The sequence below is a fragment of the Pseudomonas sp. S1(2024) genome, assembly GCF_046557535.1.
Map to the genome: position 1 here is coordinate 32,590 of NZ_JBKGFP010000067.1, position 18,456 is coordinate 51,045.

17 protein-coding genes are annotated in these 18,456 nt (G+C 63.4%); 8 read left to right on the forward strand and 9 right to left on the reverse strand.

Features of this window, described 5'->3' with window-relative positions; genetic code table 11:
- Positions 1–14 precede the first annotated feature (14 nt).
- Positions 15–1,289 (reverse strand): beta-ketoacyl-[acyl-carrier-protein] synthase family protein, encoded by a 1,275-nt coding sequence (locus ACLCGK_RS18470; RefSeq protein ID WP_410952619.1) that lies wholly within the window; start codon positions 1,287–1,289, stop codon positions 15–17.
- Between the two features lie 11 nt (positions 1,290–1,300).
- Positions 1,301–1,870 (reverse strand): acyl carrier protein, encoded by a 570-nt coding sequence (locus ACLCGK_RS18475; protein ID WP_137137435.1) that lies wholly within the window; start codon positions 1,868–1,870, stop codon positions 1,301–1,303.
- Positions 1,871–2,663: 793 nt separating this feature from the next.
- Here ACLCGK_RS18475 and msuE (ACLCGK_RS18480) point away from each other — a divergent pair.
- The 5 genes from msuE (ACLCGK_RS18480) (at position 2,664) to ACLCGK_RS18500 (ending at position 7,606) form a co-directional block, all read left to right on the forward strand.
- A complete protein-coding gene (gene msuE, locus ACLCGK_RS18480; protein ID WP_061552154.1) occupies positions 2,664–3,227 on the forward strand; it encodes an FMN reductase in 564 nt (187 codons plus the stop codon).
- Positions 3,228–3,240: 13 nt separating this feature from the next.
- Positions 3,241–4,428, forward strand: coding sequence for an acyl-CoA dehydrogenase family protein (locus ACLCGK_RS18485; protein ID WP_182328794.1), 1,188 nt, complete (start codon positions 3,241–3,243; stop codon positions 4,426–4,428).
- Between the two features lie 8 nt (positions 4,429–4,436).
- Positions 4,437–5,540, forward strand: coding sequence for a sigma-54 interaction domain-containing protein (locus ACLCGK_RS18490; RefSeq protein ID WP_410952620.1), 1,104 nt, complete (start codon positions 4,437–4,439; stop codon positions 5,538–5,540).
- A gap of 90 nt (positions 5,541–5,630) precedes the next feature.
- Positions 5,631–6,761: an FMNH2-dependent alkanesulfonate monooxygenase gene (gene ssuD / locus ACLCGK_RS18495; protein ID WP_410952621.1), complete on the forward strand. Its 1,131-nt coding sequence runs from the start codon at positions 5,631–5,633 to the stop codon at positions 6,759–6,761.
- Complete coding sequence (locus ACLCGK_RS18500) at positions 6,758–7,606, forward strand: amidohydrolase family protein (protein ID WP_371033729.1); 849 nt, start codon at positions 6,758–6,760, stop codon at positions 7,604–7,606. Before ssuD ends, ACLCGK_RS18500 begins: the two co-directional genes overlap by 4 nt.
- A 67-nt stretch (positions 7,607–7,673) precedes the next feature.
- Here the strand turns inward: ACLCGK_RS18500 and ACLCGK_RS18505 are convergent, their stop codons facing one another.
- The 7 genes from ACLCGK_RS18505 to msuE (ACLCGK_RS18535) form a co-directional block, all read right to left on the reverse strand.
- On the reverse strand, positions 7,674–8,999 hold the full coding sequence (locus ACLCGK_RS18505; protein ID WP_371033728.1) for an ABC transporter substrate-binding protein: 1,326 nt from the start codon (positions 8,997–8,999) through the stop codon (positions 7,674–7,676).
- A gap of 73 nt (positions 9,000–9,072) precedes the next feature.
- Entirely contained in the window at positions 9,073–10,140 is a 1,068-nt protein-coding gene (locus ACLCGK_RS18510; RefSeq protein WP_061552148.1) for a branched-chain amino acid ABC transporter permease, read from the reverse strand.
- A 12-nt stretch (positions 10,141–10,152) separates the two neighbouring features.
- Positions 10,153–11,034: a branched-chain amino acid ABC transporter permease gene (locus tag ACLCGK_RS18515; protein WP_410952622.1), complete on the reverse strand. Its 882-nt coding sequence runs from the start codon at positions 11,032–11,034 to the stop codon at positions 10,153–10,155.
- Between the two features lie 20 nt (positions 11,035–11,054).
- On the reverse strand, positions 11,055–11,837 hold the full coding sequence (locus ACLCGK_RS18520; RefSeq protein WP_182328789.1) for an ABC transporter ATP-binding protein: 783 nt from the start codon (positions 11,835–11,837) through the stop codon (positions 11,055–11,057).
- A gap of 9 nt (positions 11,838–11,846) precedes the next feature.
- Positions 11,847–12,971 (reverse strand): AMP-binding protein, encoded by a 1,125-nt coding sequence (locus ACLCGK_RS18525; RefSeq protein ID WP_410952623.1) that lies wholly within the window; start codon positions 12,969–12,971, stop codon positions 11,847–11,849.
- Positions 12,972–12,982: 11 nt separating this feature from the next.
- A complete protein-coding gene (gene sfnG / locus ACLCGK_RS18530; protein WP_061552144.1) occupies positions 12,983–14,074 on the reverse strand; it encodes a dimethylsulfone monooxygenase SfnG in 1,092 nt (363 codons plus the stop codon).
- 26 nt (positions 14,075–14,100) lie between these two features.
- The gene (gene msuE / locus ACLCGK_RS18535) at positions 14,101–14,661 is read right to left on the reverse strand and encodes an FMN reductase (protein WP_410952624.1); all 561 of its coding nucleotides are present in this window, start codon (positions 14,659–14,661) and stop codon (positions 14,101–14,103) included.
- Between the two features lie 340 nt (positions 14,662–15,001).
- Between msuE (ACLCGK_RS18535) and ACLCGK_RS18540 the strand changes: the two genes are divergently transcribed.
- From ACLCGK_RS18540 to ACLCGK_RS18550, 3 genes are all read left to right on the forward strand, one after another.
- Entirely contained in the window at positions 15,002–16,240 is a 1,239-nt protein-coding gene (locus ACLCGK_RS18540; protein WP_182328785.1) for an acyl-CoA dehydrogenase family protein, read from the forward strand.
- A 283-nt stretch (positions 16,241–16,523) separates the two neighbouring features.
- Positions 16,524–17,135 carry an OmpW/AlkL family protein gene (locus tag ACLCGK_RS18545; protein ID WP_410952625.1) on the forward strand — a complete coding sequence of 204 codons (612 nt, stop codon included), beginning with the start codon at positions 16,524–16,526 and terminating at the stop codon, positions 17,133–17,135.
- A gap of 12 nt (positions 17,136–17,147) precedes the next feature.
- Positions 17,148–18,386 carry an SfnB family sulfur acquisition oxidoreductase gene (locus ACLCGK_RS18550; protein WP_410952626.1) on the forward strand — a complete coding sequence of 413 codons (1,239 nt, stop codon included), beginning with the start codon at positions 17,148–17,150 and terminating at the stop codon, positions 18,384–18,386.
- Positions 18,387–18,456 lie beyond the last annotated feature (70 nt).

An 18,456-nucleotide genomic window follows, 5' to 3' on the forward strand; every position in this document is an offset into this window, starting at 1 on the left:
TGGATCTGGTCATGTCATGCCCTGCCCAGCACCAACGAACTGTTCACGCCACCAAACCCGAAGGAGTTTGAGAGCACGACATTGATCGGTTGCTGCAACGGTTCGCAAAGGAATTTCAACTCCGGAAATTCGGATTTTTCCGGCTGAAAATTGAGGGTCGGCAAAGCCACGCCCAACTGAATGCTCATCAACGACAGCACCGCCTCAATGGCACCACTGCCGGCCAACGAATGCCCTACGGCAGATTTGTTGGCGGTGAACGTCATCTGCTCCAGGGTTTCGCCGAACACCTGCGCCATGCCCAGGGCCTCGCAACGGTCATTGGCCTGTGTCGACGTACCGTGAACATTCACATGGTCCACAGCCGCACTGGGCAGTTCGGCATCGGCCAGGGCCGCGGTCATGCAGGCGGCGTACTTGCTGCCATCGCGGCTGCTGGAGGTGATTTTCTCTGCCTCGCACAGATTCGCGTAACCCAGCACCCGGCCCAGCGAGCGGGCCTGACGACGCTCGGCATGCTCGCGGGATTCCAGCACCAACAGCGCCGCCCCTTCACTCAGCACAAAACCGCAGCGGTCTGGCATGAACGGCCGGCTCTGTTCTTGTGGGGAAAAGTCCACTCGCTGGCACAGTGCGCCCAGCCCATCAAAGCTGTAGTAGGACAATTCATGGGCCATCAACTCCACCGCGCCACACAACGCCAGGTCGATCTCGCCACGGGCGATCGCTCGATAGGCGCTGCCGATGGCCATGGTGCCAGCGGCACAGGCATCGGAATGTGTGGAGATATGGTCACGTACACCCAGCCATTCGGCGAGATGGCGGGTTTGCTGATCAACCCGCCGAGCGAACGCCCCACCGCTGAGGGTGTGGTTATCCAGGTACTGGTCAAGATCGACCCGCCCCTGATCGTCCATGTAACGGCTGGCGTCCCGCAAATCACCGCTCATGCAGTATTTATTGGCCCCGACGAAAATACCGCTGGCGACCCGGGCAAATGCGCCGTCGGCCAACCCGGCATGGGCCAACGCCTGACGGGCCACGTAATGCGCCAGCCATTCCTGGCGGGAGGTGGTCTGCAGATCACCCGGAAAGGCCGCAGCGATCACCTGCCATTGTTGCTCATCGATAAACCCGGCCGCCGGGCTCGCAAAGCCCAGTTCGACAAACGCCGGGTGCTGGCGAATGCAGGAACGGTTTTCGCTGATCGTCGTGAACAGCGAGGCTGCATCCAGTGCCGTGGGAGCCACCAGGCCATAGCCGGTGACCAGAACCTCTCGGGCCTGCATCAAGGCAACCCCTACACCGAAGCCTTCAACTGGGTGGCTGCGTACTGCTCAACCAACAGACGCGAGATCGAGTCACCGTCCAGAGGGGTCAGACGAGCACTGCAACCGCCACACACCACTTGTTTGCGTTCATTGAGTTGGGCATGCACCGCGCCACACTCAGGGCAGGTCTCGGGGAGGTAGTTGAAAACGTTATGGCATTGCTGCGCCCAGTTACGCACGGTGGTGGCCGAGAAGACATCGCCCGGCTGCATGCCCGCGTGCAACTGGCCCGGCGCATAAGCGCTGAGGCTCTGTTCCAGCAAGGCCACGCCGTCCTGCGTGATTCGGCCTTTTTCGACAAACCGGGTGGCGTCGCCGAACACCGCTACCGCGTGATCCAGCACGCTGGTTTTCGGCAAGGTGCAACCGTACTGACGGCCCAACTGGAAGCTCAGGTCGACGATGTCCAGCGAGTCGGCGCCGAGGTCGTCAACGATACTGCTGTGCTCTGCCACGTCGGCCCGGTCCAACACCAGCAACTGCGCAAGAATCTCCTGTGTACTGCTGATAACGCTGTCCAATTCCAAGGGATTGTTCATTGATTGTTTCCCTACAAAAGCCGCATTGAATGAATAAATTCATCGGGCCAAAAAATGCTGTTTTCAGGCCAGATATATCGAGGGCCGGGAGTCTAAAGTCTCCCCCTAAGGGGAGAGTCAACGCGCCAGCATTGCTTTTTGCGAGAAATCCCGACGCGCCCTGGAACCTTTGATTTATGCAGCTCAATGGTGCTTGCAGAGGGATCGTAAAATGACAAAATCGATTGCTTGAAACAGCACGATAGTTCCAGAAGTGGGATATAACCGTGCCCCCTGGCAAGCACCAGCCATTTCCCGATTTAGGGAAACAAGTCGAATGGCCGGGCAGGAACAAGCCCACTGTTCACCCATTAACAGTACCGCCCCACTTCTCAGCCCCCCGTATATTTCATCTGGCCACTGCCTGACGAGGTCAAGTCCAGACAGCGTTACAAGCCACTATATAACCTAATCTGATATAAATATTTATTATTATTCTTTTTAGAAATAGCGAAATATCTCTATAAGAGAGCTTTCCGGGACGCATCCAGCGCCTCGATCCCGCTTCAGGTGTCGACATGCCTATTCCCACACCCGTCAACCCTCGACCCGCTGCTGCTGCCGCCACTGTTGCCAGAGCAACAGGCGACCATCTGTTCGTCCGGCAACAGCAATTCAACAAACCTTCCGCCAGGGCAACAGGCCTGTTTGTGTCATCAGGCCTGTGGCCCAGTTTTTACGTGGGTTCTGCTCTTGGTACAGGGCTTGCTCAAGGGCTTGTGTCCACACCAACAGCCCTACAGGAACTTACCGGATGAGCACCCCACTGAAAGTCGTTGCCGTCTCTGGCGGCACCGCCCGCCCCTCGCGCACCCTGGCCTTGACCGAAGCCATCGTCAGTGAGATAGGCCAGCATCTGAACATCGATACGCACCTGATCGAGTTGGGCAACATTGCCCGCCCGCTAGGCAGCGCGTTGTGGCGCAAGGAGTTGCCGGAAACCGTCGAACACGAGCTGCAACAGATCGAATCCGCCGACCTGTTGATCGTCGCCACGCCGGTCTATCGCGGCACCTACCCGGGGCTGTTCAAGCACCTGTTCGACCTGATCGGCCAGGACGCACTGATAGACACCCCAGTGCTGCTCGCCGCCACCGGTGGCAGCGAACGCCATGCTCTGGTGCTCGATCACCAGTTGCGCCCGCTGCTGAGCTTCTTCCAGTCGCTGACCCTGCCCATCGGCGTCTACGCCAGCGAAGCCGATTTCGCCGACTACCGCATCGTCAGCCCGGCGTTACAGGCACGTGTCGAGCTGGCGGCCGAGCGCGCCGCTGGCGTGTTCAGCAATCGGGCGCATGCCCTGCGCAAAATTGCCTGAGGAGCGCGGACGCATGAGAACCCATCAGCAACACACCGTGCTCAGCCCTCTGCAGTCCGCCCGCCGGCTGGCAGCAGAGTTCGCCGAGACTGCCGTCGAGCGCGACGAGGCCGGTGGCACGCCCAAGCAACAGCGCGATGCCATCCGTCAGAGCGGTCTGCTGGCCCTGAGTATCCCGACTGAGTTCGGCGGCCTCGGTGCCAGCTGGAGCGAAACCTTCGGCGTGGTACGCGAGTTCGCCAAGGTCGACAGCTCCATCGCCCACGTCTTCGGCTTCCAGCACCTGATGCTGGCGACCGTACGCCTGTTTTCCCGACCGGATCAGTGGCAACCCTGGTTCGAGCAGACCGCGCGCAAGAACTGGTTCTGGGGCAATGCCCTCAACCCGCTGGACACCCGTACCGTGCTCAAGCGCTACGATGGCTGGTTCGAGTTCTCCGGTAAGAAGAGCTTCTGCTCCGGTGCCAGCGATTCAGAAATGCTGATCGCGTCGGCGATCGACGAGGGTGTCGGGGGCAAGCTGCTGATTGCCGCGATTCCCAGCGCACGCACCGGCATCACCCTGCACAGCGACTGGAACAACATGGGCCAACGCCAGACCGACAGCGGCAGCGCCACCTTCGAACGCGTACGCGTGGAGGCGAACGAACTGCTGCTCGATCCTGGCCCGCTGAGTACGCCGTTCGCGTGCCTGCGCCCGCTGATCGCCCAACTGCATTTTGCCTACATCTTCCTTGGCATCACCGAAGGCGCCCTGGAAGACGCACGCCAGTATACCCTCAAGGAGGGGCGCCCGTGGTTCCGCTCCAAAGCCCAGCACGTCAGCGAAGACCCTTACATCCTGCGCCATTACGGCGAATTCTGGGTCGGTTTGGAAGGCGTGCGCCTGCTGGTGGAGCGTGCTGCCGAGCAGCTCGATGCCGCCTGGCACAAGGAACACGCCCTGGGTGCCGAAGAGCGCGCACAACTGGCGCTGGCCATAGCCACCGCCAAGGTAGCGGCGGTGCGCACCGGCCTGGACATCTGCAACCGGCTGTTCGAAGTGATCGGCGCGCGCGCCACCCACGCCTCGCTCCGCTTCGACCGTTACTGGCGCAATCTGCGCACCCAGAGCCTGCACGACCCACTGGACTACAAGCTCCATGAGCTGGGTGAGTGGGCGCTGAACCAGACGCGGCCTACGCCCACCTTCTATTCATAGGGATTCCCATGCAACTGCTGACTCTCCCCCCTTCGCCGACACTGGCTACCTCGATCCGGGCGACCGCACAGGTCTTCGAAGACCCTAGATCGCAGGCGCTGCTCGCCCACTTGCAACAGGTCGCCCCCAGCGAGGCCAGCGTCCTGATCATCGGTGAGACCGGCACAGGCAAGGAGTTGGTTGCACGCCATATCCACAACCTCAGTGGCCGGCGCAACGGCCCCTTCGTCGCGGTCAACTGCGGAGCCTTCTCCGAATCGCTGGTGGAGGCAGAACTGTTCGGCCACGAGAAAGGCGCCTTCACCGGCGCCCTGGCGGCCAAGGCCGGCTGGTTCGAGGAGGCCAATGGCGGCACGCTGTTCCTCGACGAAATAGGCGACCTGCCCATGGCCATCCAGGTCAAGCTGCTGCGCGTGTTGCAGGAGCGCGAGGTGGTACGCCTGGGCTCGCGCAAGAGCATCCCGATCAACGTGCGCGTGGTCGCCGCCACCAACGTGCAACTGGACAAGGCCATCGGCGCCGGCAACTTCCGCGAGGACCTCTACTACCGACTCAACGTCGTCAGTCTGCAGCTCTACCCGCTGCGCGAACGTCCAGGCGACATCCTGCCGCTGACCCGCCACTTCATCAAAACCTACTGCAACCGCCTGGGTTACGGCGAAGTACGCCTGTCCCCCGAGGCCGAGCGCAAGTTGGTGAGCTACGACTGGCCGGGCAACATCCGCGAGCTGGAGAACGTCATCCACCACACCCTGCTGGTGTGCCGCAACGGCCTGGTGCAGGACGACGACCTGCGCCTGTCGCACCTGCGCATCGAGCGCCAGGAACAGCCACAGCTCTTGCCCGTGGAGAACGCCGACGAGCAATTGCTGCGTGCCTTCCACCGCTTGTTCGAGGAGCAAGCCGGTGGCTTGCACGAGAAGGTCGAGGACAGCCTGCTGCGCGCGGCCTATCGCTTCTGCCACTACAACCAGGTGCACACGGCCAGCCTGCTGGGCCTGAGCCGCAACATCACCCGCGCGCGGCTGATCGCCATCGGTGAGCTGGTGGTCAATCGACGCCGGCCGCAGACGCAGGTCCATCCCGATCGGGCCGTGCAATTGTCAATCTGATAACGAACACGCAAGGCCTGCCCGCACGTGCGCTTCCGAGCGGGAACCTCAGGCCCTTCCAGACGCCCAACCGCACAAGGATTGATTCCCATGAGCCTGGATATCTTCTGGTTCTTGCCCACATCGGGCGACACCCGCTACATCGGTCACTCCGCCAGTGGCCGCCCCGCCACCAACGCCTACATGCGGCAGATCGCCGTGGCAGCCGACCAGCTCGGCTATGACGGTTTGCTGATTCCCACCGGTGCGAGTTGCCTGGATCCCTGGGTCACCGCTGCCAGCCTGGTGCCAGTCACCCAGCGCATCAAGCTGCTGGTGGCACTGCGCACCTCGCTGGGCAATCCCACAGCTTCCGCACGCCAGGCCGCCAGCCTGGATCAAGCCAGCGGTGGGCGCCTGCTGCTCAACGTGGTGCCAGGCGGCGACGCCACCGAGCTGGAGGCCGATGGTGTCTTCCTCGCCCACGACGAGCGCTACGCCGCCTCTGACGAATTTCTCAGCATCTGGCGCCGCCTGTTGCAGGGCGAGAAGGTCGATTTCGACGGCACACACCTCAAGGTGCGCGGCGCGCAGAACTTCTTCGAATCGGTGCAGAAGCCCTACCCGCCGCTGTATTTCGGCGGCTCCTCCGCTGCCGCCCACGAACTGGCGGCCAAGCACGTCGATGCCTACCTGACCTGGGGCGAGCCACCCGCCGCCGTGGCCGAAAAGATCGCCGACGTGCGCGCTCGCGCCGCCAAGCTCGGGCGCACGGTGCGCTTCGGTGTGCGCCTGCATGTGATCGTGCGCGAAACCAGCGAGAAGGCCTGGGCCGCCGCCGACGAGCTGATCAGTCATCTGGACGATGCCACCATCGCCGCCGCCCAGGCCAACTACGCCAAGATGGACTCCGAGGGCCAGCGCCGCATGGCCGCGCTGCACGGTGGCGAGCGCAATAAACTGGAGGTCGCGCCCAACCTCTGGGCCGGTGTCGGCCTGGTACGCGGCGGCGCCGGCACCGCGCTGGTGGGCGATGCGGAAACGGTCGCCGCACGCCTGCTGGAATACGCCGACCTTGGTGTCGACAGTTTCGTGCTATCCGGTTACCCCCACCTGGAAGAAGCCTATCGCTTTGCCGAACTGGTGTTCCCGCTGCTACCCGGCAAGGTCAAGGTCACCGTCGAAGGTGCCTTCACCGGTGGTGCGTTCGACGTGCGTGCCGGCAAGGAGAAAGTCGCATGAAGGTCATCGACCTGCGCTGTCGCCCAGCCTACCTGCACCCCTTCTTCGGTGGCGTACCCGGCTCGCCCGAACATGACGTTGCCCGTTGGCTCAATCGCCGCGTCGGCACCCGTGGCGCGGACGATCACTTCGAGCGCTCGCTGACGCCCGAAGGCTTCCTGGCCGAAGTACGCGAGGCGGGCCTGCACAAGGCCGTTGTGGTCGGCCGCCACACACCGAGCCAGCACCTGCCCAACGATACGATCCACGGCATCGTCCATGGCCATGCCGAACTGCTCGGCATCGGCGCGGTGGAGCCGGCCCAGCAGGGAATAGACGCCGCGCTGAAGGAAATCGACCGCGCCATCGATGTACTCGGCCTCGCCGGCATCGACCTGGAACCCGGTTTCGCCGAGCCGGCGCGACACCCCGACGATACGCTGTACTGGCCGATCTACGAACACCTGCAAAAGCGTGGCATCCCGCTGTTTCTGATGAGCGGCCCGACCACGCCGGACCCAAGCTACAACGACCCTGCGCGCCTGGCCGCTGTAGGCCGCGCCTTTCCTGATCTCAGGATCGTGGTCTACCACGGCTACTGGCCCAACGTGCAACAGGCAATCGGCCTGGCCTTCCGCTACGAGAACATCCACCTGGTGCCGGATATGTACCTGTTCCTGCCCGGCAGCGAGGGCTACGTACAGGCGGCCAACGGTTTCCTCGCCGAGCAATTGCTGTTCGGATCGTCCTACACGTTCCGCCCGATCCGCCAGAGCATCGAGGACGCCCAGCGCCTGGGGCTCAAGGACGAGGTGGTGGAGAAGTTCTTCAGTAGTAATGCCCAACGCTTGTTCAAGCTTGGCTAGGCGCTCTACGATAAATGCTTGAGGGAACGAACTGGCCGAGGCATTCGCCTCGGCCAGCCCTGCTCCATCAGCCTTCCTGGCTGCAATCGCGCGGGGTGATGCCCTTCTCCTTGGCGTAAGTGTGCGATGACGCCTCAATGATCGGCCGCAGCAACGCGCGGTCGGCCTGCACCCAGTCGCTGATAAGGTTCCACTTCTGCCCGTCCCACTGCTGGAAACGCACCGCACCGCCACCTTCGTGGTCGGAGCACGACAGTTTCAGCGGCTGCACCAGGCCCTGGGCGCCGAGGGCCTGCAGGCGTGCGTCGTCCAGGTTGAGGTGCTCGAAGCCCCAGCGCACCTGCTCGCCAGTCAGAGGCTGCTGACCGAACTTTTCCTGCGCCAGGCGCAGCGCCTCGACGTTGAGGATGCCGTTGACCACCCCGAGGTTGTAGTACACCGTGCCGAAGCGTTTGGGATCGGCCAGGTCACCCTGCCCCTTGTCCACCACCTGCTGCTTGATGCCCTGCAGCACCGGGAAGCCGGTGCCGGACGGGTGCGTGGTGATGGAGATGAAACCCTTGGCGGCGGCGCCGGCCGGTGCTGCATCCTCTTCCGAGTTGCTCCAGATGTTGCCGATGATGTGATCAGCGGGGAAACCGACCTTCTGCGCGGTCTTCAGCGCCACAGGGTTCATCACGCCCCAACCACGCAGGATCACCCAGTCCGGCTTGAGCCGGCGAATATTCAGCCACTGCGACTGCTGTTCGTTGCCCGGGTGCGGCACTTCCAGCAGGGTAAGCTCGAAACCGTACTTGTCGGCCAGAGTCTGCAGCACCTCGTTGGTTTCCTTGCCGTAGGGCGAGCCATGGTACAAGGTGGCGATCTTCTTGCCCTTCAGGCCCTGCTCGCCGCCGGCTTGCTGGGCGATCCAGTTGACGATGGCCGACACCTCCGAATAGGGGTTCAGTTGCAGCGGGAAAACATAGGGAAACACGCTGCCATCGGTGGAGTCGGTGCGCCCGTGGTTGATGGTGATCAGCGGCAGCTTGTCAGCCGTCGAGCGATCCAGGGTGGCGTAAGCAATGCCCACCGACAGCGGGTTGGTGGCGGCAGCCGGCGCGCCGTTGAGGCCACCCTTGAGGCGCTCATAGCACTCCACGCCCTTCTCCACCACGTATTCGGTTTCGCACTCGCTCCAGGTCAGCTTGACGCCATTCACGCCGCCGTTGGCGTTGACGTACTTGAGGTAATCGATGAAGCCGCCAAAGAAGCCGGTACCCCCGGCGGCATAGGGGCCGACGCGGTAGCTCTGCAGAGGAAAGTATTGTTCGTTAGCCGCGTGCACGTTGAGTGCACCCGCAGCGAGACTCACGGCCAGCGCCAGGCGGCCGAGGACGGATCGGGTCGACATCGTGTTTATCCTTTGCAAATCAGTGGGCAATGTTTGGGGCGCGGGCGGCTGCCCGCCCGCTTCGAGGGTTCGCTCAGTAGCGCAATGGCCAACGCCGTGCGCGCTCGCGAAAACGTTGCCAGAGGCGCGCCAGGCCCTCCGGTTCCTTGATCAGGAAAACGATGATCAACGTGCCGAAGACGATCTTCTGCAGGTTCTCTACCTGCCCGGCGTCGATCAGCCCGGCCGGCAACAGCGCAGCCAGGTTCGACAGCAGGATGGGGAACAGCACGATGAAGGCGGCGCCGAGGAAGTTGCCGAGGATGCTGCCCAGGCCGCCGATGATGATGATGAACAGGATCTGAAACGAACGATTCAGGTCGAAGCCATGCGGCTCCACCGTACCCAGGTAGGTGAAAGCCCAGAGCGAACCGGCGATGCCGAGCAAGAAGCCGCTGATGGCGAACGCCAGCAGCTTGGTCTTGAGCAAGGGAATGCCGATCACCGCAGCAGCGGTATCCATGTCGCGCACCGCCATCCAGTTGCGCCCCAGCTCGCTGCGTGCCAGGTTGGCGCCCAGCCAGAACAGCGCACTGACCACTGCAAGCGTCAGCAGGTAGCGCCCTGCCGGCGACGACAGGTCATGGCCGGCCACCATCAGTGGCGGTGCGCTGATCACCCCGGAGGCGCTGTCATTGCTGAACCAGCTAAAACGCGTCAGCGCCCATTGCACGAAGAACTGCGCCGCCAGGGTCGATACCAACAGGTAGAAGCCCTTGATGCGCAGGCTCGGCAGGCCGAAGATGATCGCCACCAGCGCCGCCACCAGGCCGCCGAGCAGCAGGCTGGCGAGCAGTGGCAGGCCCGCCACGCGCAACTCGAAGTTGTAGGCGGCGAAGGCGCCCACTGCCATGAAGGCCGCCGACCCCAGTGACAATTGCCCAGCATAGCCGGTCAGCAGGTTCAACCCGAGCCCTGCCAGCGATAGCACCAGAAAAGGAATCAGGATGGCGCTGAACCAGTAGTCATTGCCCAACAGTGGCATGCCGACGAAGGCGAATACCAGCAAGGCTGCCAGCCCCAGGCGAGCCTGGCGCAGGCGGAAAAACCGACGGTCATCGGCATAACGCAGGCTGAACTGGCCAGCTTCTCGATACAACATGCTCGACTCTCCTCAAACCCGTTCGATGGCGCGCTCGCCGAACAGCCCGGCCGGACGCACCAGCAGGAACAGCAGGGCCAGCACATAGGGAAACCAGTTTTCAAGGCCACCACCGATGATCGGCCCGAGGTAGACCTCGGCGAGCTTTTCTGAGGCCCCGATGATCAGGCCGCCGACGATGGCGCCCGCGATCGAGGTGAAACCGCCGATGATCAGCACCGGCAAAGCCTTGAGTACCACCAGCGAGAGCGAGAACTGCACCCCCAGGCGCGCGCCCCAGAGCAGCCCGGCGACCAGCCCGACGAAACCGGCGACGGCCCATACCACTGCCCACACTTTGGGCAGGCGGATGCCGATGGCCATGGCCGCACGTGGATCGTCCGCCACCGCACGCAATGACAGGCCAATGCGGGTACGGTTGAACAGCAGCGACAACAGCAGCACCAGGGTCGCCGCCGTGGCGGCGGCGAACAGGTCGAACTGCGACAGCAGCAGGCCGCCCAGCTCCAGCGGCTCGTCGCTGATGCCCAGCTCAAGGCCATGCACCTGGCCCCCCCACAACGCCTGAGCGGCGCCTTCGATGATGTAGGCAAGGCCGAGGGTGGCCATGAACAGGGTGATAGGCGAGCGGCCGACCAAGGGGCGCAGCACGGCGCGCTCGATCAGCAGGGCCAACAGCACCATCGCCGCCAGGGTGAGGAGAAATGCCAGCCAGAACGGCACACCGCGTTCCAGCAGGCTGACGAAGGTCAGCGCGGCGAACAACACCATCGCCCCTTGGGCGAAATTGAACACACCGCTGGCCTTGTAGATCAGCACGAAACCGATGGCCACCAGGGAATACATCACCCCGGCCAACAGGCCACCAATCAACACTTCGAGAAAGAACTCCATGGAACGCTCCTGTACTCGGGCTAGGCCGCGGCCGGGCGCACGCCCAGGTAGGCGGCGATAACGTCGGGGTCATTGCGAACCTGATCGGGCGTGCCGTCGCCGATCTTGCGCCCATAGTCGAGCACCACCACGTGGTGGGAAATATCCATGACCACGCCGATGTCGTGCTCGATCAACACCACGGTGGTGCCGAACTCGCGATTGATCTCGACGATGAAGCGGCTCATCTCGCGCTTCTCCTGTGCATTCATGCCGGCCATCGGCTCGTCGAGCAGCAACAGGCGTGGCTCGGCGGCCAGCGCACGGGCCAGCTCGACGCGCTTCTGCAGGCCGTATGGCAAGGTACCGACGACCTCGTCGCGCCATGGCTGAATGCGCAGGAACTCAATCACCCGCTCGGCGGCGGCACGCTGGCGGTCGTCTTCGGCGGGTGCGCGGCCGAAACGCAACGCCTGTTCCAGCCAGGAGCTGCGACGCTTGAGGTTGCGCCCGGTGAGCACGTTGTCGAGCACGCTCATGCCCTTGAACAGCGCGATGTTCTGGAAGGTACGCGCGATGCCGCCAAGGGCCGCCGCGTGCGGCTGCATCGCCCGCCGCTCCTGGCCAGCGAAACGAATGCGCCCCTGCTGCGCCTGGTAGACACCATTGATGATGTTCAGCAGCGAACTCTTGCCGGCACCATTGGGGCCGATCAGCGCGCAGATCTCCCCTTCGGCGACGCTGAAACCGATATCGGTGATGGCCTTGACGCCCTGGAACGACAGGTTGATGCCTTCCAGCTCGAGCAATGGAGGTTTCGACATGGGTAGCACTCACGCAGGCTGAACCTGGCCCAGCGGCCAGGCGGTGGATGGGCGCAGGCGCTGCGCGGCCTGCCACAGCGGGGCTTCCGGCCAGGCCCGTGGTGCAACGCCAAGGGCGGCGAAGAACGCTTGGGCCTCAGCTGGCAAGGCCTCGCCGACCAGCAACGGCACTCGAGTGCGGCTCAGCCCCAGTACGTCGCGCAGCGGCCGGCGCAGCAGCCAATGGCCAAAGCTGTTGCGCAGCACCCCGCCGCGACCGTCCAGGGCCCAATCGAGCCAGCGCCGGAGCAGGCTGCCGGGCAGCGGCAGGCGCTGCTGCGCCACTCCAAACAGCCTGCCGTAGCTGTCGTGGGTACCGAGCACCAGGGTTGGGCCCAGCTCGCGGCGGTCGTTGTCACGGGTCGCCAGGCTTTCCGGGAAATTCAGGCGAAACCCGGCCAGCAGCCAGGGCGCCAGCAGGTAGCGCGCCTGCCCGCTGGCGGCGAAGCTACGCGCCGCAAGGGCTTCCTCGGCCGAACTCAGGCGTTCCTGTTCGATCAGGCGCAACCCTTCATCGAGCAGTTGCGCGTGCAAGAGCCAATGCTGCTGGGCCTGCCCGGCTTCCAGGCGATGGAAGCTGAACGCAGGGAGCTCGCCATGGGCCAGGATCGGCAAGTCACCTTGCAGCGGCTGCGCGACCAGGCTGGCGTAGCTATCCACGCCGGATGCCGACAGGCCACGCGCATCGGCGTAGAACAGCAGGCGGGGGCTCAGGCCCGCCTGGCGCACCCGCTCGACCTCCTCCTGGCCCTCGGCGAAGACGAAAGCGCTCCCCAGCTCACGCAGCAAGGTCACCTGCTCATCGCCTGCGGCCAACGGGTCGAGCAGTGCCGCGACACCACCCAGCCACTGCGCCGCCAGGCTCGCCAGCAACGCCTCGGGGCGTGGACGGCTGAGGATAACCAGGCTGTCACCAACCGCAAAACCGGCTGTGCGCAGGCTCGTGGCCAGCCCCTGGACCTCGGCCAGCAGTTGCCTCCAACTCCGTTGCTGCCACAAACCCAGGTGCTTGTGGCGCAGCGCTACATCTCCTGCGCGCTGGCGCGCGCGGGCCAGCAGGCTGGCCGGCAGGTTGTCCGCGAGTTCCTCGTGCATGGTGCGGCGCCTCAGGCCAAGGCCAATGATGCGGCCTTCGCCTGCTCCAGTTCGCGCACCAGCGGCAGTACATGCTTGCCGAAGTACTCGACCTCTTCCTGAAAGTGCAGGAAACCGGAGAGGATCAGATCAACGCCAATTGCCTTGAGCTCGACGATGCGCTCGGCGATTTGCCGTGGCGTGCCGATCAGGTTGGTCTTGAAGCCGTCGTTGTACTGCACCAGATCCTCGAAGGTGGATTTGGCCCAGTTGCCCTCGCCTTCGGGGCTGGCCGAGCCAGCATTCTTCACTTCGCTGCCGAAGCCGTTGACCGCTTCCGGGTCGGCTTTGGCGATGATCTCCGCCAGCACAGCGCGGGCTTCTTCCTCGGTGTCGCGGGCAATGATGAAAGCGTTCACCCCGATCTTTACCGAATGGCCGTTGGCGGCCGCCTTGTTGCGGATATCTTCGACTTGAGCCTTGATCCCCTCGGCTGTGTTGCCGTTGGTGAAATACCAGTCCGATACCCGTGAAGCCATGTCACGCGCGGCTCGCGAGCTGCCGCCCTGGAAGATTTCCGGATGCGGACGCTGCAGCGGCTTGGGCTTGAGGCTGTAGTCGTGGAAGCGGTAGAAGTCGCCGTGGAAGCTGAAGTTGTCCTGGGTCCAGATACCCTTGAGGGCACGGATGAATTCCTCGGAGCGGCGGTAGCGCTCGTCATGGTCCAGCCAGGGCTCGCCGATGGCACGGAACTCTCCTTTGAACCAGCCGGACACCACGTTGATGGCGACACGACCACCGGTGAACTGGTCGATGGTCGCCAGTTGCTTGGCTGCCAGTACCGGCGTCCACGGCCCCGGCAGAATCGCGGCGATCACCTTGAGCTTTTCGGTGGCGGCCAGCAGGGCGTGGCTGATAGTCACCGACTCATGCTGATTGTCAGCGCCATAGCCAGCCGTGAAGCGGATCTGCGACAACGCGTACTCGAACCCGGAACGTTCGGCGATTTGCGCTAGTTTGCGGTTGTAGTCGATGTCCCAATGGGTACGTTGCTCGATCTTGCTGACGACGAGGCCGCCGCTGACATTGGGTACCCAGTAGGCAAATTTGATCGGTTGGCTCATGACGATATCTCCTGTAGCACGGAAAGTCAGGCCGCCGTGGCGACCGGGATCTGGAAGAAGGTGTTGACGGTATCGATTACCCGCTCAATGCGTTCGAACTGCGCGGGCTCGACCAGGCGATGCTGGTCGAAGGCCTCGACGCTGGCGTACAGGCCATACGGCAGGGTGTGGGCCTGGAAGAAGGCGAACAGTGGGCGTAGCTGGTGATCGATCATCAGCGCATGGCGCTCGCTACCACCGGTGGCGGCCAGCACGACCGGCACGCCCTTGAGTGACTGATGGTCGACCAGGTCGAACAGATGCTTGAACAGGCCGGTGTAGGACGCCCGGTAGACCGGGCTGCCGACAAGCAGCAGATCAGCCTGCTCGATCGCCTGCAGATGCGGTTGCAACGCGGCAGAGGCGCTGTCGCGCTCGAGCGAGCCCGACAATACGTCGGCCAGCGCGGCGATACGCACCCAATGCACGTCCAGGTTCGGCAACCTTGCCTGCAACCTTGCCACCAGGGCCTGTAGCAGCCCATGAGTTCGTGATGGCGCACGCAGGCTGCCAGATACCACCACGACTTTGATGACGCTTGCGCTCATGTACATCCCTCCTGCCCGTATGGGCTACGTTCGGGAGTACTTGAGCAGCAACCGTGCCACCCCATGAAAATGTTTTAAATCAATAGGTTGAACGATTTATCAAACAGCTCTTGCTGCACCTGCGCAAGCAAGCTGTTGGATGAATGACCGCCAGGCAACAATGACGCCAAAAGGCCCAGCTGACCGCCTGGCAACAACCGTTCAACAGGCTGTTGCCAACGGTACAGTCTGAGTGTCGGCGATAAAACATAAGCATCTGATTTAAAAGGTTTTATTTGGAAAGGCACAGAGTTTGCGAGGGCCCCACGGTCCGTAATCGCACCAATCGAGGAGAACCGCGATGACCGCTCAAGCCCATGTGCCACATCTATCTACCGGCACCGACTACCCATCCCTTGCCGCCCGCTTCCGCCCGGTCTTCGCGCGTATCGCCGAAGGCAGCGTGGAGCGCGAACGCACCCGCAGTCTGCCCTTCGAGCCCATTCGCTGGCTCAAGGAAGCCGGCTTCGGCGCCGTGCGCGTACCCGTCGAGCACGGCGGTGCGGGGGCCTCACTGCCGCAATTGTTCCAGCTGCTGATCGAACTGGCCGAAGCCGACTCCAACGTGCCGCAGGCGCTGCGTGGGCACTTCGCCTTTGTCGAGGATCGTCTCAATGCCCATGCCAGCGCACCGCAGCACGTCTGGTTCAAACGCTTCGTCGAAGGCGATCTGGTGGGCTGCGCCTGGACGGAGGTAGGTGCGGTGAAAATTGGCGACGTCATCACCCGTGTCTCGCGCCAGGGTGACCAGTGGGTGGTCAACGGTACCAAGTACTACAGCACCGGCAGCCTCTTCTCCGACTGGATCGACCTGTTCGCCCGCCGCGACGACACCGGCGCCGACGTGATCGCGGCAATCCGTACCCAGCAGCCCGGCATCACCCAGAGCGACGACTGGGATGGCTTCGGCCAGCGCACCACCGGCAGTGGCACCTCGGTGTTCGAGAACGCGGTGGTCGAGGAAGAGAACATCTTAGACTTCGCCACCCGTTTCAAATACCAGACGGCCTTCTACCAACTGGTGCTGCTCGCCGTCATCGTCGGCTCAGGCCGAGCAGCTGTGCGCGATTTCAGCCAGGAAACCGGCAAGCGTTCGCGTGTGTTCAGCCATGGCAATGGTGCAGCAGTAAGTGAGGATCCACAGGTGTTGCAGGTTATCGGCAGGGCTTCGGGGCTGATCTATGCCGCCGAGGCCGGCACCCTGCGCGCCAGCGAGGCCGCGCAGCAGGCTTACCTGGCGCGCTTCGACAATGACGAAACCGCCGAGCGCCAAGCCAACATCGCCGCCGAACTGGAATCGGCCCAGGCCCAGGTGGCCGCCGTGGAACTGGTGCTGCGCGCCACCAGCGACCTGTTCAACACCCTGGGCGCGTCTGGCACAAGTACCACCAGGCAACTTGACCGCCACTGGCGTAACGCCCGTACCGCCGCCTCGCACAACCCGGTGATCTACAAGGAACGCATCATCGGTGACTGGCACGTCAATGGCAGCGAACCGCCCTATGTCTGGCAGATCGGCGGTGGCGCCAAGCAGCGCTGAAAACACCTCTCCACGCCCGCTGCAATCACGCCCACCCCGAGCCTGGCTCGCGGGTGGGCGTATTTTTTCAGTGCGCCACTACGGCCAAAGGCCGTGCCTGATGACCTGTTCGTGCAGCAGCAGTACTTACGAAATCTGCCTCCCACCAAACACTCCACAAAAGACACATTTCCTTTAATTTCAGCAACTTATAGCGTGGCACGAAAAATGAAAAGAGGACTGTGCCACGCCAACCGAACGCACGGAGGCGGCATCGACCTCACACTTCGAAAGGAAGCCTTGCATGCGTCTCTCCGCACCCTGGTCCCGCCCTGCTCTGCTCGGCGGTCTGCTCCTGGGGCTTAGTACCCCGATACTCGCTGCCGAGAGCCCCTGGCTGATTCGCGCCGGCATCAGCAAGATCGTCCCGACCTCCCACCCCGGCAACATCACCCCCGGCAAGATCGACATCGACAACGATACCGGCCCGAGTTTCAACGTCGCCTATTTCTTTACCCCCAACCTGGCGCTGGACGTCCTGGGCGGTTTGCCGTTCAAGCACAACATCCAGCTCAACGGCGGCAAGGTCGGCAGCACCAAGCACCTGCCGCCGATCGTATCCCTGCAATGGCACTTCGCACCGGGCGCCAAGGTGCGCCCCTTCGTCGGCGTGGGGCTGAATTACACCTACTTCTACGACGAGCACCTGGACAACGGCGCCAAACTTGAACTCTCCGACTCTTGGGGCGCCGCGCTCCAGGCCGGCCTCGACTTTGCCCTCGACAAGCAGTGGAGCCTGGGCGGCGATGTGCGTTACGCCCGGATCGACAGCAGCGTGAAGATCGACGGGCAGAAGGTCGGCAGCGTCGACGTCGACCCTTTCATCTACAGCCTCAACCTCGCCTACCGTTTCTGAAGGAGCCCATCAATGAGCGAAAACCACCTGCAGCAGCGTGATGAAACCATCGTGCTGCGCCAATCCAGCATCCCAGCCCACCGTCTTGGCAGCGAGCGCGAAGCCATCGAGGCAGCGCACGCCCTGGCTCAAGACTTCCGCCGCGAAGCCGCCGCCCGTGATCGCGAACGCCGCCTGCCCCTGGCGGAGCTGGAGGCCTACTCGCAAAGCGGCCTCTGGAGCATCATCGTGCCCCAAGCCTATGGCGGCCTGGGCGCCAGTTACCGCACCGTCGGCGAGGTGTTCAAGATCATCTCGGCAGCCGACGGTTCACTCGGCCAGTTGCCGCAGAACCACTTCGTCATCCTCGCCCACCTCGGTTTCGACGCCAGCGAGGAGCAGAAGCGTTTCTTCTTCGATCTCGCCCTGTCCGGCACACGTTTCGGCAATGCCTTCTCCGAGCGCAATGGCAAGCACGTCGCGGACTTCCAGACCCGGATCACTCACGCTGGCGACGACTACCTGGTCAACGGGCAGAAATTCTTCTCCACCGGTGCCCTGCTGGCGCACTGGATTCCCATCGTCAGCGTGGACGATCAGGGGCGCCCGCACCTGGCCGTCGTGCCACGGGAAACCGAAGGGCTCAAGGTGATCAATGACTGGTCCAGCTTCGGCCAGCGCACCACGGCGAGCGGCACGGTGCTGATCGAGCAGGTCCGCGTGCCGGCCAGCCAGGTAGTGCCGATCTGGCAAGCCTTCGACCGCCCCACGGCTGGCGGGGCGATCTCGCAGTTCATCCAGGCGGCCATCGATGCAGGGTTGGCCCGAGGAGCGTTGGCCGACACCCTGGACTACGTGCGCCGGCATACCCGCCCCTGGATTGACTCGGGGCTGGAGAAGGCCACCGATGACCCTTACATACTCCAGCAACTGGGCGATCTGCAGATTCGTCTGCGCGCTGCCGAGGCAGTGCTGGACCTGGCGGCGGATGCCATCGACCAGGCGCTACGCGAACCCAGCGAGGAGAGCGTGGCCGAGGCCTCCATCCGCACGGCGGAAGCAAAGGTGTTGACCACCGAGGTGGCCATACTCGCCAGCAACCGCCTGTTCGAGCTGGCCGGCACCCGCTCGACCCTGGAGGAATACGCCCTCGACCGTCACTGGCGCAATGCCCGGGTACACACCCTACACGACCCCGTGCGCTGGAAATACCACATCATCGGCAACTACCTGCTTAACGGCATCAAGCCGCCGCGCCATCCCTGGAACTGAAGCCGCCCCTGGGGGGGGGTGGGGGGGGGGAAGGGAAAACTCTGGTCACAAGGGGGGGGCCTTTGTGGGT

What these genes read in the sequence shown, in the direction of transcription:
- ACLCGK_RS18470 (WP_410952619.1), bottom strand. Translation starts at nt 1,289, where the DNA reads ATGCAGGCCCGAGAGGTTCTGGTCACCGGCTATGGCCTGGTGGCTCCC.
- ACLCGK_RS18475 (WP_137137435.1), bottom strand. Translation starts at nt 1,870, where the DNA reads ATGAACAATCCCTTGGAATTGGACAGCGTTATCAGCAGTACACAGGAG.
- msuE (WP_061552154.1), top strand. Translation starts at nt 2,664, where the DNA reads ATGAGCACCCCACTGAAAGTCGTTGCCGTCTCTGGCGGCACCGCCCGC.
- ACLCGK_RS18485 (WP_182328794.1), top strand. Translation starts at nt 3,241, where the DNA reads ATGAGAACCCATCAGCAACACACCGTGCTCAGCCCTCTGCAGTCCGCC.
- ACLCGK_RS18490 (WP_410952620.1), top strand. Translation starts at nt 4,437, where the DNA reads ATGCAACTGCTGACTCTCCCCCCTTCGCCGACACTGGCTACCTCGATC.
- ssuD (WP_410952621.1), top strand. Translation starts at nt 5,631, where the DNA reads ATGAGCCTGGATATCTTCTGGTTCTTGCCCACATCGGGCGACACCCGC.
- ACLCGK_RS18500 (WP_371033729.1), top strand. Translation starts at nt 6,758, where the DNA reads ATGAAGGTCATCGACCTGCGCTGTCGCCCAGCCTACCTGCACCCCTTC.
- ACLCGK_RS18505 (WP_371033728.1), bottom strand. Translation starts at nt 8,999, where the DNA reads ATGTCGACCCGATCCGTCCTCGGCCGCCTGGCGCTGGCCGTGAGTCTC.
- ACLCGK_RS18510 (WP_061552148.1), bottom strand. Translation starts at nt 10,140, where the DNA reads ATGTTGTATCGAGAAGCTGGCCAGTTCAGCCTGCGTTATGCCGATGAC.
- ACLCGK_RS18515 (WP_410952622.1), bottom strand. Translation starts at nt 11,034, where the DNA reads ATGGAGTTCTTTCTCGAAGTGTTGATTGGTGGCCTGTTGGCCGGGGTG.
- ACLCGK_RS18520 (WP_182328789.1), bottom strand. Translation starts at nt 11,837, where the DNA reads ATGTCGAAACCTCCATTGCTCGAGCTGGAAGGCATCAACCTGTCGTTC.
- ACLCGK_RS18525 (WP_410952623.1), bottom strand. Translation starts at nt 12,971, where the DNA reads ATGCACGAGGAACTCGCGGACAACCTGCCGGCCAGCCTGCTGGCCCGC.
- sfnG (WP_061552144.1), bottom strand. Translation starts at nt 14,074, where the DNA reads ATGAGCCAACCGATCAAATTTGCCTACTGGGTACCCAATGTCAGCGGC.
- msuE (WP_410952624.1), bottom strand. Translation starts at nt 14,661, where the DNA reads ATGAGCGCAAGCGTCATCAAAGTCGTGGTGGTATCTGGCAGCCTGCGT.
- ACLCGK_RS18540 (WP_182328785.1), top strand. Translation starts at nt 15,002, where the DNA reads ATGACCGCTCAAGCCCATGTGCCACATCTATCTACCGGCACCGACTAC.
- ACLCGK_RS18545 (WP_410952625.1), top strand. Translation starts at nt 16,524, where the DNA reads ATGCGTCTCTCCGCACCCTGGTCCCGCCCTGCTCTGCTCGGCGGTCTG.
- ACLCGK_RS18550 (WP_410952626.1), top strand. Translation starts at nt 17,148, where the DNA reads ATGAGCGAAAACCACCTGCAGCAGCGTGATGAAACCATCGTGCTGCGC.